The sequence below is a fragment of the Desulfatitalea tepidiphila genome (genome assembly GCF_001293685.1).
Classification (GTDB): domain Bacteria; phylum Desulfobacterota; class Desulfobacteria; order Desulfobacterales; family Desulfosarcinaceae; genus Desulfatitalea; species Desulfatitalea tepidiphila.
On sequence record NZ_BCAG01000006.1, the window covers coordinates 76614 to 94945 of the forward strand.

Here is an 18332-nt window from a genome sequence, read left to right on the forward strand (position 1 = left end):
CATGACGCATAAAGGTATTCTCATAAAGGGGTTGAAAAAGCGTTATGGCAGTGGCGACACCGCAGTGGATGCCTTGAAAACCGTGGATATGAGCGTCGGCCCTGGCGAGGTGGTGGGACTCATCGGGCCGTCGGGGTCGGGCAAAAGTACGCTGCTCAAATGTTTGGGGGCGGTGATCGAACCGACCGCCGGGCAGATGGCCCTGGGCGACGAGCTTATCTATGACGACGCCTGGAAGGTCCGAGACATTCGCGCCCTGCGTCGCGACCGGATCGGATTCGTATTCCAGGCGCCCTATCTCATTCCCTTCCTCGATGTCACCGACAACGTCGCGTTGCCATCGATGCTGGCCGGAAAATCCAACCCCGATGCACGCAGCCGTGCGATCGACCTTCTAAGGGCACTTGATGTGCATCACCGGGCCAGGGCCATGCCCGCGCAACTGTCCGGCGGAGAGCAGCAACGGGTGGCGATTGCCCGGGGCCTGGTCAATCAGCCTCCGGTGATCCTGGCCGACGAGCCGACCGCTCCGCTGGATAGTCAACGCGCCCTTGCGGTGATCCGGATATTAAACGACATGGCTCAGAAGTTCGAGACCGCCATCATCGTCGTCACCCACGATGAAAAAATCATCCCGACCTTCAAACGCATCTATCACATCCGCGACGGGGTGACCTATGAGGAAAAGGGCGAGGGTCGGGGTTTTGAATAAGGAGTGTGGAAAGGCTTACAGCTCTCGCCACCGCGCATGCGGTCTCTCGCAGTATTTGGCTTCGGTGAAAAAACGGCGCGGCCGGCCATCGCGTGCGGACCTGCTCCTTGTGCAACCATATCACCAGGAGACAAAACCCGATTTGATAGATAGACGGACCAAACGGCTGATCGATATCGTTGGCTTCTTCCAGGCAAGTGGGAGGTGGCATATTTGACGAGTCAGGTCCCTTGGAGGGCGGTCTTTAGATAAACACACGGATGAAGCTCGACAGCCTTGCCACTGCGGGCCCAATCTTGAACATCGGGAAGCGAGTGACACCAAATTTCGGTACTGTCAATACCCCAACCGCTAATCCCAGTTAAATTGCCATCCTGGTCGTATGCCGGCGTGCGCCCGGAGCGCATCCAGACCGGCGTTCCATCCACCAGTCCCGCTTCGTAGAATGACGAAGGCTTCTGGCATTGCAGCGTGTGCTGATCGGCGATCGACAAGGTTTTAAGAAAAGTGCTGTAGCCATTATGGGAATATTTATATTCGGCCGCGAGCTCTTGGTCGGTTTTACCCAGAACAAGTTGGGGGACATCTGTATCGTCGCATTCAGTTGCTGTTTGGGGGAGAAGGAGCCTGCTGACCAGGGCGCGACTCGCAAATTTGTATCGGCCCGATAGGTCCTTACACCAGAAAAATGCACCAGAACCGTGCATCGTGCTCTGCGTGAGCTCGATAAAATCTACCATCGCGTTATACTCGGCTTTGGCCTTTTCGATGTTTGCCATAGTGTTGGCAATGGACTCCTCCAGTTTTTGTATGTCGATGGTTGGGAAGGGTGACAGTTTTAACGCCATCGTTTTGATACGCATAAGCGCACGTCCAAATCTCTTAAAAACGTTGTCAGTCATTGAATTCGAAGTCCTTTGTATGGGATCACTTATGGGATCACTTTTTTTCATTTTGGTTGAAAATAATGCATTGAATGCATTTATTGAGCCAGTCACAAAATAGCTGTATCTTGCTGAAATTAGAGGAAAAGCCCGAGGAATCACTCACTTGCGGTTTTGTTAGGGAGCTTGATTCGACTCCCGCCGCCTCCACCATTGTTTTTTTAGCCAACGAAATCAAGATAATATGCTGATTATTCAGCAGAAATCGTCATTTTTGGTCGAAATCCTCTGTTACACCTTTTTGTTACACACTTTTGGTGGCAGAGGTGACCGAAATGACGTATTCCATTCCCTCCAAGTCTAACATCATCCTCAATCGCTACTCTTACTGTTTCCGAATGAAGGTTCCCCCGGACCTCCGGCCCATTGTTCAAAAAACAGAATTGCGATACAGCCTTAAGACAGGGTATCTCGGTCATGCGAAATCGCAAGCTCGGCTGATGGCGGGCCTTACTCAGAAACTGTTCACCTTCTTGCGGGAGAATCGCGATAAGATGAAACTCGACAGCACCTATATCAACGATATCATTGAAATTTTCAAATCAATCTCCCTTCACAACCACATTTCGGGCCAGTTGGCCTCAGCAGAGACCCCCGCTGATCTGGTCCATGTCTTCGGTCACCTCCTCGCCGATATCGCTACAGTTAAGATCGGCCAGCAAGCTGGCGCCTCGCCATGGGTTACAGGAGCCTTGGAGGATATCCTTGCAGGGATGGGATATAAGGTGGGGCAAGACCTGGACGTTGCCCAGCACAATGAAATCAACCGCTCCTTGATGAGAGTCACGATTGAGCGCCTCATCGAAGAGAAGGAACGCCTGAAGGCCGAGTTAAGCATCCTACTTGGTTAGGATAGACCATCACCTCTTTTTTCAGTGCTGGATCATCCAGGTAACGCTTCGGTCGCAGCGATATGCCAGGTAAACGGCAGTATTTCTGCACGGTATGTGGCCGATATGCTTTCCCGGACAAGGTTTCAGGCCAAGCCGGTTGAGCTCATCTGCGATCCGAGGGCCATCGAGTCCTTGAGCAACCAGAAAATCGATCCGGTTGCGAAAATCCTCGGGGATGTTCTCGATCATCGCACCTTTGACACTGAAGCGGCGGTAACGATCGTAAAAGCGCTTTCGAGCAATGGTGTCATCGGCCGGGACAACGCCCTCGGCGATGGCTTTCTCAATCGCTTGCCGGGACGACAGCCCCTCGGATTGGCACCGGCTGAACAGCGCATGGACAATGGCTTTATCATCGCCCGGTTTTTTGCGTGGAGGTATATAGCTCTTCCGGCGTATTATCTTCCTCAGGTTTCTATAAGTGTACGCCAGACCGGTGGCCGTTCTCAGGCCACGGGCATTGAGCGCCTCGACGATTTAAATCCTATATGATATTTATTGGTTTATTGTGAATCATATAGGAGCTAATTACAATCAAGCGACCGCTTGGATTGGAGCAGTGGGGCTTCAGTAGGGGTGTCAGGGGGGCAATATGGCAATAAACACTGTCAGCAATAATCGTATCAAAAATCGAAACTTCGGGAAAAATCTCCCCGAGCGAACCGAAAGCAAAAATCTTTCCGTAGCGAGCATGGAAAACGCCTTATCTGGCATCTATGTTATTCAGGACGGAAAATATTGTTACCTCAATTCTGTGGCGGCCTCTTATACTGGGTACAGCAGGAGGGAACTGATCGGTAAAAAAGCCGACAGCATCATTCACCCGGAGGACTTGGAGGAAACGAAGCGCAACGCCAAGGCGATGCTCAGCGGACAGCGCTCGACCCCCTACGAGTACCGGATTATTAACAAACGGAATGAAATTTGCTGGCTCATTGGAACCGTCACCCCCATCCTATATGAAGGGAAAAAGGCGATTCTAAGCAATGCCATGGACATCACCGAAAGAAAAATTGTTGAAAAACGGCTGAAGGAGGCTGAAAATTTTTACAGGACCATTTTTGAAACCACCGGCACAGCTACCATCATTATCGAAGAGGATATGACTATCTCTTTGATAAATTCAGAATTTGAGAAATTGACCGGCTATGCCAAAGGGGAATGGGAAGGCAAAAAACAGTGGACAGAATATGTTGTTCACGAACATATTCCCATGATCCGTGAATATCACACCTTGCGGCGGATAGACCCGAATGCGGCCCCCAGAAATTATGAGCACGACATGATCGATAGCCGCGGACGCATCCGCAACATCCTTGTCACTTGCAGCATGATACCGGGCACCAAAAAGAGCGTCGCATCGCTCACCGACATAACGGCACTCAAGGAGGCTGAAAAGTCCTTAAAGATAAAATCCACAAACCTTGAGGAATTGAACGCCGCCCTGCGGGTATTGCTTAAACAGCGGGAAAACGACAGGGAAGAACTGGAGCAGAAAATACTGTCCAATGTGAAAGAACTTGTTCTGCCGTACATCGAAACCATCAAAAATAGCAGAATAGACGAAAGGACCAAGGCATATTTGAGTATTCTGGAATCCAACCTTAAAGATATCATTTCACCTTTTTCAGAGAAACTGTCCTCGAAATACATGCGTCTCACCACTAAAGAGATCATGATAGCCAACCTAATAAAAGAAGGAAAAACAAGCAAGGAGATCGCCTCGGTCCTAAACATTTCGAAGGGTGCAGTGGATATTCACCGTTACAGGCTCAGAAACAAACTCGGCCTTACGCGAAAAAAAGCCAATCTTAAAGCGCACCTTTCAAATCTCGCCTGAAAAGCACTCGCTGTGCGAGCATCGAAAGCGTCTACTTTGTCCCCCAATGACTGGCAACGAATTCCATTCGTTTCCCCGCCCACTACTATCTATATATTACAATTTTAGGTACATAATTGTAATAGATCCTTGATATCTTTCATTTGACCCATTCCAATTTATTACAAATAACTGTAAATAATTATTATACTCTATATATATTTTTTTTGCCTCTGCCCCATGATATTTATTACCTTCACCGGAAACTGGAACGACCCATAGATTGTCTTGACCACGCCAGGGCACAATGGCCGCGCGATCATCAATACCATCACCAACCCAAGGATATCGTATGGCGAATGAAATCGGTTACCGCGTCGATCATCAGGTCGCCACCATTACCCTCAATCGCCCTGAAAGTTACAACAGCTTGACTCCTCAATGCTATGAAACGCTCAAGCGGGCTCTGGGCAATGCAGGCGCCGATCCCTTAATCCGGTGCGTTGTTTTGACAGGCAAAGGAGCCGCGTTTTCTTCTGGCGCCCACATCGATCAGAAGGAATGTGAGACAACGTTCGCGCCAGCTATGTTGGGCGATGTAATAAAGGAAAAACTCAATCCAATCATTGAAACGATCAGACGCATTCCCCAAATTGTCATCGCTGCGGTGAATGGGCCGTGCGCCGGCGCCAGCGCAGGTATCGTTCTGGCCTGCGACCTTATCATTGCATCTGAAACTGCATATTTTCTCTTTCCCTTCGTTAAAATCGGACTATCCGTCGATGGCGGTGCCGGTTTCTTTTTGAGCCGGCTGGCCGGGCCTAAATTAGCGTTGGGTTATTTGCTATCCGGGGAACGAATCGATGCCAGCCAGGCATATGCCTGCGGGATTATCAATAAAGTAGTGCCGGCTGAAGAACTGCAAAAAGAAGTCGCGTGCCTGTCGGAAAGTATCGTCAAGGGACCATACAGTCAATCTATTATCAAGTATGTCGTGAACAGAGCATCAGAAATGTCATTGACAGACTACTTGGAAATGGAGGCAGAATACCAGAAGCTGGCCAGTCAAAGCCAAGACGCCAAGGAAGGGCTAAACGCATTTTTAAACAAACGCATCCCCGTATTTAAGGGCAGGTAGCGTCAATCAACCTCACAAAAAATCTTCGATGCCGGAGAGCTTTTGGGCCGCCCGCTTCTTTTCGGCCAGGTTGACCAACCGGGAAATCATGATGCGCTGGGCCTGGGGCGATCCGGCCCCGTGCATGGACTCGGTCAGATAGCCCACCGCCGCCGTTCCCAGGGTGAGGTTTTCGATCAAGCGCAGGATCCGCATGCGGTTCATGGTGGGCACGTCGCAATCGCCGGCATAGTATTTTTCCAACCACTTGGCAGTCGCCGGCGCCTTGAAATCATCCTCGGCCGGCATGGTCACCATCAGGCCGCCGGCGATATCCTGGGCCAGGCGGGCGATCTCGTATGGAAAACGGGTGACGTTCTGCTTGTGCACGTTGGCCAGGAGCTTGTCTACTGCATAGGTGCCGCTCGGCTCCTTATGCCCTTCGCTGGCGCAGGAGATGCAGCCGCAATAGAGGGTTTCGTTGAGATGGTTCATCTCGATGATCTTGTCCTTGACGTGCGATGCGCGCTCGACGCCGTTATATTCGGCCACGGTCTGGGCCGCTCCGATGAGCACGTCGCCGACCCCGACCTTGCAGGCATAACTCTGGCGGTGATAGGCGGCGAAGTTTTCCACCAGGCTGCCGGCGAATTCATACTCCTTGTACATGAACACGCGCTCCCAGGGTACAAAGACATTGTCGAAGACCACCAGGGCCTCGTGACCGCCGAAAAAGGGATTTCCCCGATCCAGCTGCCCGGCTTCCAATTTGCGCGTGTCGCACGACTGGCGTCCCATAATATAGATGATGCCTTCGGCATCGCTGGGCAGGGCGAACGAAACGGCGTAATCCTTGTCTTCGGCGCGCATGGCGATGGTGGGCATGACAATGACCTCCTGGGAGTTGACCGCGCCGGTCTGATGGGCCTTGGCACCGCGCACCACGATGCCGTCGGCACGCTCCTCGACCACGTGCAGAAACATGTCGGGGTCGGTCTGCTTGTGGGGCGGCAGGCCGCGATTGCCTTTGGGGTCGGTCATGGCGCCGTCGCAGGTCAGATCGTTTTCCTGCACATAGGTCAGATAGTCGATGAAGCGCTTGCAATAGGAGGTCCCGTGCTTCTGGTCGATGTCGTAGGTGACGATGGACAAGGCGTTGAGCGCGTCCATGCCCACGCAGCGCTGAAAGCAGCAACCCGTGGCCCGTCCCAGCAGGCGGCCCATCTTGCTCTTTTTCACCAGGTCGTCGATGTTCTGGTGGATATGGGTAAAACGGTTGATCCGCTGGCCGGTGATGTGCGACGTGGCGGTCATGATATCTTCGTACTCGGGCCGCATGGCCATTTCGTAGGTCTTGGCCACGGCATTCATGGAGGGACGAATGATCGGATCGTCCACCACATTATCGACGCGCTTGCCGAACATGTAGACTTTCAGATTTAAACGTTTGAGGCTCTGCTCGTACTGCCCCGCTGTCATCATGGTTTTTTCGCTCCTTTTGTCAGTTATACGGGCAAGGCCTTAGAATACCTCGCTATGTTACCGGTAGATTGCGCTGAATTCACGACGCAGATCTTCTCTGAATTGCGGTGCGGCAATAGCGGTCAGCGCTGCTACGCGCTCACTGAGCTTGCGGCCCCAAATATTGGCAACACCGTATTCGGTAACGATGTAATCCACTTCGGCGCGAGTGGTCGTAATGGCCTGGCCCTTTTCAAAAGCGGCGACAATTCTGGATTTGGTGCCGGAAGCCGCAGTTGCCGGCATCGCTATAATGCTCCGGCCACCGGTTGAAATTCTGCATCCGCGCACAAAATCAACTTGGCCGCCAACGCCGCTGAACTGCATTGGGCCGATGGCGTCCGCGGCGATTTGCCCGAGGAGATCGACTGCAAGGGCTGAATTTACCGACAGCATGTTGTCATTTTTCCCAATGATGCAAGGGTTGTTGGTGTAGTCAACCGGATGCATTTCGATCATCGAGTTTTCGTTCATCCATTCATACAGATCAGCGCTCCCCAAAGCGAAAGTAAAAATCATTTTCCCGCGATGAAAATTTTTTCTGCGGCAGGTAACGATTCCTTTTTCCACCAATTTCATGACGCCATCAGAGATCATTTCTGAATGGATGCCCAGGTCCTGCTTGCCTTCGATGAATTGCAGTATGGCATCCGGAATCTGTCCGAATCCGAGTTGCAGACAATCGCCATCCTGAATCAGGTCGGCGACGTTTGCGGCAATGGTTTTTTCTACCACTCCAATGTTGTTGGCGGGCAGCGGCAACATCGGACGGTTGCTGAGAATAAAGTGGTCAATCTGGGTAACGTGGATGAAAGTGTTTCCGTATGTTTTCGGCATGAGCGGCGACACTTCAACGATCACCTTTTTAGCGTTCAATGCGGCTTCAAGTGAATAGTCGACGGAAATGCCGAGGCTGACATTTCCCACTTTATCGGGCGGGGATACCGTCATCAGGGCCACATCAATGGGAAGTACGCCTTTACGTATTAACTTGGGGTAATCGCTGAGAAATGCGGCCGTAAAATCCGCTCGGCCTTGTTGAATGGCCGCCCGTTGTTTGGGGCCGGCGAACATGGCATTGTGACGAAAGGAGTTCTCATATTCGGGAAGGCAGTACAATCCCTTTCCGTACGAAACCATGTGCACAATTTCGACATTGTGAAGTTCAGCGGCTCTTTGGACGATGGCATCGTAGACCGCTTCAGGAGTTCCTCCGCCCGTCCCGGAAATAATTCTGTCTCCGGATTTTATCAATCCGGCGGCTTCATCAACAGAGATCGAGCGTTCCTTGATATAGGCATTCCAGTCCATGAATGGTTCCTTTTAAACGCTAATTGATTGATTTAAACACCGAGGTAGGTTTTCATGATATCCGACCTGTTTTTCAATTCGGAAACGGCCCCCTGCCAGAGAACATGGCCCTTCTCTAAAATATAGGCACGGTCGGAAACGTTGAGCGCAAAACTGGCGTTCTGTTCAGAAAGTAGAATCGTCAAACCCTCTTTTTTGAGTGCTACGATTTGTCTTTCAATCATCTTGGTCACCATGGGGGCAAGGCCCTCAGAGGGCTCGTCCAGGAGCAGCAAAAGAGGGTTCCCCATCAGGGTACGGGCGATGGTGAGCATCTGCTGTTCACCGCCCGATAGAAATCCGGCCCACTGGGTGCTGCGCTCTTCCAGAATTGGAAACAGGCGGTGCACCTTCTCCAGCGTCCAGGGGATGGCCTTTGAGCCGTTGGGGCTGGCCTTGATCGCGATCTCCAAATTTTCCCGCACGGTTAAATTCGAAAAAATTTCACGATCCTCAGGTACAAACCCAACGCCCATACGCGCGATCCTGAATGGTGGCTTTTGCGTTATCTCCTTGCCGGTGAACTTTATGCTCCCCGAAAGCGGGGCCGCAAGCCCCATAATGCTGCGAAAGGTGGTTGTCTTGCCCACCCCGTTGCGCCCCAGAAGGCAGACGGTTTCCCCTTCGGCAACCTGGAGGGACACGTCGAACAGGATGTGACTGAGATCGTAAAAGGTGTTGATTTCATTAATTTCCAGCAGCATCAGTTGCTCCCCTCCCCCAGATAGATCCTCTGAACATCCTCATTGCTGCGGACGCTTGCCGGTGTGCCGCTGAAAATGACCGCGCCCTGATGCAGCACAATGATTTTGTCGGAGATGCCAAAAACGACTTTCATGTCATGCTCGACGAAGATAAGGGCCAGCCCCTTATCCTTGACCAAACTCTTGATCAGTTCGGTCATTTCGTTCGTCTCCTGGGGACTCATGCCTTGCGTCGGTTCATCCAACAGGAGCAATGATGGACGGGTGGCCAGAGCGATACCCATTTCAAGGCGCTTCTGATCGCCATGCGACAGCAGGCCGCCCTTGGTTGAGCTCTTTTCAAGAAGACCGACGCTCTGCAATATTTCCTCTGTTTCGTGAACGGCCATATTACGGGAGCTGGAGAAGAACAAATGACTTTTGTGTTGAGCGGAAAGTATGGCCACTTGAATATTTTGGAACGTGCTCAATTTTGAGAATATATTGATGCGCTGAAAAGAGCGGCCAATGCCCATTCGGGAAATTGCATGGGGGGCGACGCCGGTGATGTCCTTGCCTTTAAAGAACACCTTGCCGGAGTCCGGGACAATATGTCCCGTCAGCAGATTGAACAGCGTGGTTTTGCCTGCCCCATTGGGTCCAATGACCGATACCAGTTCGTTCTCCTGAACCTGAAAACTGACCCTGTTGGTCGCTGTGATACCGCCAAACCGTTTCAGAAGAGATTTTGCCTCGAATATCATCGCTCACCACCCCTCCTGGCACCATTGCGCCGATTCAGAATCCAAGCCAGTTTTTCATTCGCAAATCCCACAATGCCACCTCGCATGAAAAGCACCAGGAAAGCGATGATCATACCTAAATAGAACATCCAGTAGGTGGTGCCTTTGGCGATGGTCTTGCTCAAAAAAATGTAGACGATCGAGCCGACAATCGGTCCGGCAAAACTGTGGAGACCGCCGAGAAGGCAAACAATGAGCATGTCAGTGGATTTGGCCCAGTGGGCGTAATCCGGAAAGACGCTGCCGGCGAACACGCAGTAAAGCGCCCCTGAAACGCCCAAAAAGACACTTGAAACCACAAATAGAGAAAGTTGATAGCGTCTGACCGCCACGGAGATGAACTCCGAACGCAAGGGGTTCTCCCTGATGGACTGGATCGTGATGCCGAATGGGGAATTGACCATCCGCCACATCAGGAAGATACAAAACAATGTTATGACCACGATGAAATAGTAGGATCGGGTGATGGAAGAGACATAGTCGGGAATCGGCACACCGATGATTCCGTTGTCTCCATTCGTAAAATCGTACCATTGAAAAATGACGGTCCATATGATTTGAGAAAATGCAAGCGTCAACAAGGCAAAATAGACGGCGTTGCGCCTTACGCAGAACCACCCGACGACCGCGCCGACTAAACCGGCCATAATCGGAGCAGCCAACACAGCCAAAGGAAATGGCAGCCCATAGCGCGATAAAAGAATTGCTGTGGTATAGGCGCCGGCACCGTAAAGGCCGGCCGGTCCGAAAGAAACCATTCCGCCATAACCCACAATCAGATTCAAAGAGCAGCCCGCCAAGGCCATGATCATCATCTCGATCAACAGGCTCACCCAGCTTTTGGAAAGAACAGATGGCAAAACCAGAAGCGTCGCTATGCCAGCTAAAACGAGCCAGAGATCGGCTCGGCTCAAATACGTAAGGAAATCTTTTTTCACTTTGCCCCTCATTATTCCGGTTTCCCCATCAGCCCGTGCGGTCGCACGATTAAAATGAAGATCATCAGCATAAAGGGAAACGCAACGGCCAGCTTGGGCATCACCAATATGCCGAAAGAATTTAAAAATCCAAGGATTACGGCACCAATGAACGCACCGGACAGGCTTCCCAGACCGCCGATCACGACGATGATGAAGCATTCGATTATGACGTGCATATCCGCCCCCAGGGCGACGACAGACATGGGAGGCATCAGAGCACCCGCGAGTCCTGCCAAATAGCAGCCCAACATGAAGACGCCCGTATACACCAGAGGCACGTTGATCCCCAAGGCATTGGCCATGTCGCGGTTCAGGGTGACCGCCCGGACGATCCGACCCAGCTTCGTGTACCGCATCAGGGCAAGCATGAAGATGAAAATTGCGATACCGCAAACGATAAGGAAAAGGTTGTATATCGGAAACGACATCCCCCAGAAGCTGACACTACCCCCTAACGGCCAAGGAACCTCAATCGTCTTAAAGGATACGCCGAAAAAATATTTCAGGCCGTCGCCCAAAATGAGAATCAGCGCGAACGTCAGAATATACTGATAGAGCATGTCTTGGTTGTAAATGCGTCGTAGCAGCAGCACTTCGAGGATTCCACCTATCAATGCCACCCCGATGGGAGCGAATAGAAGCGCCCACCAGAAGCTGCCCGAGCTGTTGGCAAACAGGGAAGAAAAGGCAAAACACAGGAAGCTGCCCACCATAAAAAAAGTCCCGTGAGCCAGATTCAAAACCCTCATTGTCCCGAAGATCAATGACAATCCTGCGGCGATGAGGAAAAGGACCAACCCCACACTGATACCACTGATGAATTGACTGAAAAACGATACAAACGTCACAGAATCACCCCCATGCTGCCCGGATCCCGGAAAACATCCGACATTTCCGGGATCCACAGGCAACCGTGTTGCATCCGACGATTATTTGCTCTCTCGCAATTTTTTGATCTGTTCGATCGTGTGGTATCCTTCTTCACCGATGGGCGTGACTTTGACCACATGGGGGAATGGGAGCCCTTCTGCGTAGTCCATGGTGCCGTACCACGTGGGCATCATCGCTTGATGATCATAGGCTCGGATTTGAACCTTCCCGATCAGCGTGTCCAGTGTCAATCCCTCTAACGCTTTGATGATTTTTTCTGTATCGACTGCACCGGCTTTTTCGATACCCGCTTTAAGAGCATAAATGGTGTTGTAATGGTTCATCGCCCCGTAGGAGGGATATTGTCCGACCTTGTTTTTGTACTTTTCGACAAAAACCTTGCTGCGAGGGTTGTCAATCGCCCAGAAAGGATATCTGGTAGTGGCCAATGCCGCTTTAGGGAAGGGTCCGCCTTTAGTCACGGTATACCAGGACTCGATATCTCCGGCGCACGGCTGAATGGCAAGCATTTGATCGTAAAGACCGAACGAGTCAGCCTGTTTGGTAAACGCCAATTCTCCACCGCCATAAACAGCGGCCAAGTAGAAAGCGTCGGCCCCGGAATTCTTGATCTTGTTGATATAGGCGGTATAGTCGGTGGTGCCGAGAGGCGCCCAGAGTTCGTCAATGATCTGCGCGTCCGGCACCATTTCCAAATACTTTTCCTTGAACTGCTTGAGTGCGGTTTTGCCGGTTTCATACTCCCAACCGAGGCTGATTATCTTTTTAACCTTTTTGGTGTTGGCCAATGCGATCGCCGGGGCATATCCCCAGTAAACCACCGAGTTGGTCGCAATACGGAAAATGTAGGGATGGAACTCATCCTCTGTCATGCGGGAGGACTGTGCATTGCTCGGCATGAAAATGATTTTTTCCTTCTTTGCAAAACTCGACACAGCCATCCCCACCGCACTGCTGACCGTACCTGTCAAAAAATCAGCATTCTCGCTTATGACGAGATCCTTGGCTTCCCGCAACCCTACCTCGGGATTTGCCTTGTCGTCCCGGGTGATCATCTTCAGGGGGCGGCCCAGGATACCTCCAGCCGCATTGATCTCCTCAATGGCGATACTTCCGCCTGCCTCGGAACTTATTCCATACATCGACAACGCGCCGCTCATCGAATGAATATGACCAATCACGATCGGCTTCTTTTCTGCCGCGTGGACTGTCACTCCTAGACAAAGAACTGCTATCAGCGCGAGCACCGACGAGACAAACCGCTTTTTCATTTGTTTTGCCCTCCTGTTACGGATTAAAATTATGAATCTTGTTCAGAAACTTTCAGCTTGATTGACATGATATAGAACTTAAAATGCCTACGCAATATTACTTAAATATTATATAAAGTTACTATCATTTGTAATATTATGGGAAATTAATGATTGAAAGTAACAAAAACTTATATAAAAACTTACATAAAAAAGTAATATTTTTGGGATTGAAAATGCGACCTTGCCTACTATGTATGGATTAGGATGGAGATGACGGGTCCCTCAGGATATCGAAGGCATCGAGAAGGGGATTTGATGTTGTGCCCATATAGGAGAGTGCATCAATTCCGGGATGGATCGAGTCACATCTAAAAGAATATAAATAGGCAGGCTGGCTGACTGTGTCGCATGAAGTGCTCTGTGCGTATTTTTTGGAGAGGTACAGACAATCAGCTGACAGCTCTGATCTATGGTCATTCCTAAATGATAGGATAAATTGGTTACACACGCCGGACCAAATCTCGCCAGCGCTGAGGAATGCCATGCAAGAAAAAGGCTTGGTGGTTATTGATATCCTAATAGACCCTGAAGCCCATCCACCGATAACCAGCTTCGAGCCGGTCGAGCATTAAACTTCAGTGCCATTCACCTCAGCGAGACAGATAGGTGGGCCAATTTTGATTTTAGCAACGGTAATCTGCATGATGTTGGCGCGGAGGGTTTAGGCGAGAGCGGTTTGTGATGGTGGCACTCAATAGGTCATCAATGCCTATTATATTTTCCCACTGAAAATGCAATACTACTTTTATGTGTTGAAGCAGACATATCTTCCTACCAGATGCGGCCGTTATGTTCAGATATAGCCCGCCTCCGTGTAGTTGTTTTTATGAACTCACTTCCTGAGGGTCTGAATATCAAAGGTGCTTGATTTAAGCCATATCATAATTGAAGATCCATAAGGGTATTATTTTCTAAACAGTTCAATGGCCGTATTTTCAAAACTGCTCTATTAGGGTGTGTATAATAATCCGTATGCAGCACCATCCTAAAAAATAAAAACGATCGTTCGTTTTGTGATTGACAGCAGCTTAACCTCAAGGATAGGATTTAACCTATCTGATCTGCATTAAAACCGTACCAATTGCAAAAAAAATAGCGCCTATACGCCCTGAGGCATGCAAACAGCCCACGGGGCTCGACCCGTTGCTGTTTACTTGTTAAATTTCCTTGTAGATTTCAAGCGGTCGGCCAGGCCTCATAAAACTCTAAGGAGATGCGATTATGGAAATTATGGTTTGTTACGATGGCTCCGATGGATCGAGAGCAGCGTTGGATGTAGCAATCAAGTATGCCCATGCATTTAAAGCGAAGATATATTTAGTGGCTTCCTTAGAGAAAAGGACCGAAGACGAGCAAAAAGATATTCAGAATCTCGAGACCGGGTTGAAAAGCGGAAAAGATAAATTGACCAGTGAAGGCATCGGATGCGAAACGCAACTACTGGTGCGCGGAATGACGCCGGGTGAGGACTTGGTCTTCTATGCTAGGGAAAAGGGGGTCGATGAAATCATCATCGGAATTCGAAAGCGATCCAAGGTGAGCAAGTTGTTTTTCGGTTCCACAGCCCAGTACCTGATTTTAAACGCCCATTGCCCGGTCGTCACGGTAAAATAGGCATTGAAATAATTGACCACAATGGAGCCTGTTTGTGCCTCGCGACGGTCTATGAAGATGGCAGGATAAGCGCGTTTATACACACTCGAAAGGAAAGAATCATGGATCTCTCTCAGTTCTCCCTTGATGGTAAAGTCGCCGTCGTTACCGGAGGAAGTCGAGGCATTGGGCGTTCTGCCGCCTTGGCCATGGCCGATGCCGGGGCGCATGTCGTTGTGAGCAGTCGAAAAATCGAAGGTCTTGAACCTGTCGCCGCGGAGATAGCGGCCAAGGGCGTAAAAGGAAGGGCCATTGCAGCCCATGTCGGCAAAATGGAAGACTCCCGTGCGTTGATGGACCAAGTCATGAAGGAGTTCGGCCGGATCGACGTTCTGGTCAACAATGCGGGCACCAATCCATACTTCGGCAAAATTATGGATCAGGATGAAAAGACCTATGACATCACGATGAACGTGAACCTCAAGAGCCTATTTTTTCTGAGCCAGATGGCTGCAAGGATCATGAAGACGCAGGGAGGCGGTTCCATCATCAACACCTCCTCCATCGGTGGCATCAGGGCCGGCGATCTTGGCGTTTACTGCGTCAGCAAAGCAGCCGTCATCATGATGACCCAGGTGATGGCCAAGGAGTGGGGCCAGTACAATATCCGGGTCAACGCGCTTGCGCCGGGTATCATCAAGACCCGGCTGAGTGAGGCCCTGTGGAAAGACCCGCAGGTCAATGCCAAGGCGGTCTCCCAAATTCCCATGCTCCGCCTGGGTGAGCCGGATGAATTGGGGGGTGTGGTCGTATTTCTGGCCTCCCAGGCCGGCAGCTACATAACAGGCGAAACCATTGTCATCGACGGCGGACGCGTTCACGGGGAACCGTCGTGGCTGGAAAAGAAATAGCATCACACCCCCACTGGAGGGCCCTATGAAGATTCAATCCATCGACCATATCAGCTATGCCGTGACAGACATTGACAAGGTGACCGAGGCCTGGTCGCGGCTTTACGGGCTTGGCCCCTGGCGGTTTGCCGAAAGCGGCGGTAAGGACGTCAAAGCCCGTCCTTGGAAAATCCGGATGGCGTTTGCCAACGTGGGCCCCACCGAAATTGAACTGGTCCAGTGCATCGAAGGAAGAATATTTCAGTCGAAGTTCCTCGACAAGTGGGGCGAAGGCGTCCATCACATCGGTTTTTACGTGGATGATGTGGATGCTGAAGTGGCTGAACTGGTCAAAGCCGGCGCCAACCTGCTCATTCACGACCCAGGCCGCTTTGCTTATGTGGATGCCGGCGGACCTGGCGGTGCGATCTTCGAACTGATGTGCATGAGAGTTTGACGCTTAACCTGATTGAAGCTGATATCAGCGAATGGAACTTTTCAAATGAAAAAGGCAGAGCCCCGCCAGCATCCAAATCACCAGAGCGGTGATGTAGTAAAAGGCATCCTTCCAGGACAACGCTCGGGCCCCTCTTGCTCCCTCCGCGTCATGGCTGATGTTTAATGGGGACTCACCGAATACCCCAAGTTTGCATAAGAATTGCGGCCCCCCTTTGCCAAACCGAAAAAATTTGCACCAACACTTATTCTCGTATTTTGAATATTCGACATTGTCAAACGACGTTTCGTCTTGACAAAGGCTCTGATATTTTTTAATCCCATACCAGGACTGTACGACAGCCATCGCACCCCTATTTCTTTGCACCTTCTGTCTCCAAAACCTCATATATATCGACGGGCGGCAGGCCGGAATATTCTCCGGTCCGGAAATCCATTTTCCGCCGGGTTCTCGCTTGTCTCCTTTTTTGAAAACATACTTTTTTGATTGAGGAGGTGATGAGTTAATTCGAGACATTGATAGTTCCATTAAACCACAACTGCCGGATCTTTACGGCAATCGGAGGACGACATGAGAATCAAGTTTCATCATGCACCTTTTGTTGCAATGTTCATTCTTGCCATTGTCGTTGCGCCTGCGATGGCAGAAGTCGCCAACCCCATCCTGACAGGCCCGATTCCAGTGACCGTACCTTTGGGGGACCCGTCACACGATTACCCCCAAATGGCCACGCAGCTCGACCTTGCAAGCTACGGCTATGTGGAAGAAGAGTTCTATATGGAAGGCACCGCGGACAGGTACGACGTGCCGCGGATCGGGCCCGCCATGCCGCCATCGACCTCTGCGGCTGCGATTCTTTCATCCCATCCTTATAAAACCCGCATGATTGTGCGCCGTCCGGTCAAGCAAAAAGACTTCAACGGCATCGTCCTGGTCGAATGGCTGAACGTGACCAGCGGATACAACCTGGACGCCCTGTGGCTGACTTCCTATGCTCACATAATGCGCGAAGGCTATGCCTGGGTCGGCGTGTCGGTTCAGCAGGTGGGCATTCATGGGGCAACGGCCGGCCTTCGGGTCTGGAGTCCGGTGAGGTACGGTGATCTTGATGTGACCGACGGTGGGACGATTACCGATGACTCGCTGTCGTTCGACATCTGGTCCCAGGCGGCAAAGGCGATCTGGGAGCCCCAGGACGTGAACCCGCTGGGCAAACTGGTGCCGGACATGGTGCTCGCAACCGGCGCATCACAGTCCCAGTACTTTCTCGTCTGGTATCACAACTCGGTCCACCCATCGGTGAACCTGTACGACGGTTTCTTGCTGTATCTCGGCGTGGGAAGGCTACTTCGCACCGACCTCGACACCAAAGTGATCAAGGTCAACACTGAGAATGACATCCTTTTTCTCGGAGAGTATTTTGCACGACAGCCGGACTCGGATCACCTGCGCACCTACGAGGTCGCTGGAGCATCTCATGTCGGTTTTTCCGACCCCAATTTGCGAGGTGAACTCCTCGTTCGCGACGGCTTGCCGATAGCGGACACCACAGCATGTACCCGCCCCGCCCTGAGCCATATTCCTACGAAACATGTCGTCAATGCAGCCTTCGATCACCTGGCGCTCTGGATTGGTGAGGGTATGGAGCCGCCTACGGCTCCGCTGATGGAGGTTATTTCTACTTCGCCGGTCGAGGTGCTCAGAGACGTATACGGAAACGGCCTTGGCGGCATCCAACTGTCGCAACATGCAGTGCCGACGGCCACCAACACCGGGGTCAACGGCGGGCCTGGCTTCTGCCGGCTTTTCGGCTCCTACGAGCCGTTCGATGAGGCCACTTTAAAAAGCCTGTATCCGAATCATGGCAGCTATGTCTCTCAGGTGGTCCAGCAGGTGAATTATAACCTTGCCAATGGCTACATCGTAGCTTTCGATGCAAAAGAGACGAAAAAAGCGGCCGCCCAATCCGACATCGGGAAGTGGCGCCGTCGCTAAACGGTATTTGTTTGATTTGGCGTAATCAAGAGCCCTCTCCCGGTGCAGGGGGAGGGCTTTGTTAATCGATCTGTCCTCTTCAACTGGGCGAACCTAATCGGTTCGTCTATCGCAACCTGTCTGGTTTCTGTGTGCCATCGCAGGGCTCAATGTGTTGCACCTCGGGAGCGCCTCCTGCCATCGAGCTGGTTATTGACACGCGAGCACCTTTTTGACATGTAGGCTCAATCGAAAACAGGTGCCCAAGCTTTCACCTAAAAATGGGCTCATGGTATCGACCCGACCTTGTTGGTAAAAGGCAGCGGTTTTGAAAAACACCTACCGACCTGTAAATCGCTATAGAATCGGTAATGGGAAAACAGTGTGTATCG

Annotated in this window: 17 protein-coding genes; 9 read left to right on the forward strand and 8 right to left on the reverse strand. The window is 51.2% G+C overall.

The genetic code is table 11. From position 1 onward, the window contains the following. Position 1: 1 nt before the first annotated feature. Positions 2 to 712, forward strand: coding sequence for an ABC transporter ATP-binding protein (locus DFT_RS20225; protein ID WP_054033059.1), 711 nt, complete (start codon positions 2 to 4; stop codon positions 710 to 712). A gap of 221 nt (positions 713 to 933) precedes the next feature. Here the strand turns inward: DFT_RS20225 and DFT_RS20230 are convergent, their stop codons facing one another. Then, positions 934 to 1575 (reverse strand): hypothetical protein, encoded by a 642-nt coding sequence (locus DFT_RS20230; RefSeq protein WP_152972097.1) that lies wholly within the window; start codon positions 1573 to 1575, stop codon positions 934 to 936. Between the two features lie 356 nt (positions 1576 to 1931). Here DFT_RS20230 and DFT_RS20235 point away from each other — a divergent pair, with 356 nt between their 5' ends. From DFT_RS20235 to DFT_RS20250, 4 genes are all read left to right on the forward strand, one after another. Next, a complete protein-coding gene (locus tag DFT_RS20235) occupies positions 1932 to 2507 on the forward strand; it encodes a DUF6538 domain-containing protein (protein ID WP_054033061.1) in 576 nt (191 codons plus the stop codon). A gap of 105 nt (positions 2508 to 2612) precedes the next feature. Next, the gene (locus DFT_RS20240) at positions 2613 to 3041 is read left to right on the forward strand and encodes a hypothetical protein (protein ID WP_054033062.1); all 429 of its coding nucleotides are present in this window, start codon (positions 2613 to 2615) and stop codon (positions 3039 to 3041) included. Positions 3042 to 3141: 100 nt separating this feature from the next. Beyond that, positions 3142 to 4389 carry a PAS domain S-box protein gene (locus DFT_RS20245; protein WP_054033063.1) on the forward strand — a complete coding sequence of 416 codons (1248 nt, stop codon included), beginning with the start codon at positions 3142 to 3144 and terminating at the stop codon, positions 4387 to 4389. A gap of 331 nt (positions 4390 to 4720) precedes the next feature. After that, the gene (locus DFT_RS20250) at positions 4721 to 5506 is read left to right on the forward strand and encodes an enoyl-CoA hydratase/isomerase family protein (RefSeq protein WP_054033064.1); all 786 of its coding nucleotides are present in this window, start codon (positions 4721 to 4723) and stop codon (positions 5504 to 5506) included. A gap of 12 nt (positions 5507 to 5518) precedes the next feature. Here DFT_RS20250 and DFT_RS20255 read toward each other — a convergent pair whose 3' ends face one another. The 7 genes from DFT_RS20255 to DFT_RS20285 form a co-directional block, all read right to left on the reverse strand. Further along, positions 5519 to 6967: a 4-hydroxyphenylacetate 3-hydroxylase family protein gene (locus DFT_RS20255; protein WP_054033065.1), complete on the reverse strand. Its 1449-nt coding sequence runs from the start codon at positions 6965 to 6967 to the stop codon at positions 5519 to 5521. Between the two features lie 57 nt (positions 6968 to 7024). After that, positions 7025 to 8317, reverse strand: a complete 1293-nt coding sequence (locus DFT_RS20260; protein ID WP_054033066.1) for an acetyl-CoA hydrolase/transferase family protein — start codon at positions 8315 to 8317, stop codon at positions 7025 to 7027. Positions 8318 to 8349: 32 nt separating this feature from the next. Then, positions 8350 to 9060 carry an ABC transporter ATP-binding protein gene (locus DFT_RS20265; RefSeq protein WP_152972098.1) on the reverse strand — a complete coding sequence of 237 codons (711 nt, stop codon included), beginning with the start codon at positions 9058 to 9060 and terminating at the stop codon, positions 8350 to 8352. Then, positions 9060 to 9803, reverse strand: coding sequence for an ABC transporter ATP-binding protein (locus tag DFT_RS20270; protein ID WP_076750814.1), 744 nt, complete (start codon positions 9801 to 9803; stop codon positions 9060 to 9062). Before DFT_RS20270 ends, DFT_RS20265 begins: the two co-directional genes overlap by 1 nt. Further along, the gene (locus DFT_RS20275; protein ID WP_054033067.1) at positions 9800 to 10792 is read right to left on the reverse strand and encodes a branched-chain amino acid ABC transporter permease; all 993 of its coding nucleotides are present in this window, start codon (positions 10790 to 10792) and stop codon (positions 9800 to 9802) included. Before DFT_RS20275 ends, DFT_RS20270 begins: the two co-directional genes overlap by 4 nt. Continuing rightward, entirely contained in the window at positions 10792 to 11670 is an 879-nt protein-coding gene (locus tag DFT_RS26860; RefSeq protein ID WP_054033068.1) for a branched-chain amino acid ABC transporter permease, read from the reverse strand. Before DFT_RS26860 ends, DFT_RS20275 begins: the two co-directional genes overlap by 1 nt. Positions 11671 to 11751: 81 nt before the next feature. Further along, positions 11752 to 12984, reverse strand: coding sequence for an ABC transporter substrate-binding protein (locus DFT_RS20285; RefSeq protein ID WP_076750815.1), 1233 nt, complete (start codon positions 12982 to 12984; stop codon positions 11752 to 11754). Between the two features lie 1263 nt (positions 12985 to 14247). Between DFT_RS20285 and DFT_RS20290 the strand changes: the two genes are divergently transcribed. The 4 genes from DFT_RS20290 (at position 14248) to DFT_RS20310 (ending at position 17961) form a co-directional block, all read left to right on the forward strand. After that, complete coding sequence (locus DFT_RS20290; protein WP_054033070.1) at positions 14248 to 14640, forward strand: universal stress protein; 393 nt, start codon at positions 14248 to 14250, stop codon at positions 14638 to 14640. Positions 14641 to 14741: 101 nt separating this feature from the next. Beyond that, a complete protein-coding gene (locus tag DFT_RS20295; RefSeq protein WP_076750816.1) occupies positions 14742 to 15530 on the forward strand; it encodes a glucose 1-dehydrogenase in 789 nt (262 codons plus the stop codon). A 25-nt stretch (positions 15531 to 15555) separates the two neighbouring features. Next, a complete protein-coding gene (locus tag DFT_RS20300; RefSeq protein WP_054033071.1) occupies positions 15556 to 15966 on the forward strand; it encodes a VOC family protein in 411 nt (136 codons plus the stop codon). 570 nt (positions 15967 to 16536) lie between these two features. Beyond that, complete coding sequence (locus DFT_RS20310; RefSeq protein WP_152972099.1) at positions 16537 to 17961, forward strand: alpha/beta hydrolase domain-containing protein; 1425 nt, start codon at positions 16537 to 16539, stop codon at positions 17959 to 17961. Positions 17962 to 18332: the final 371 nt, after the last annotated feature.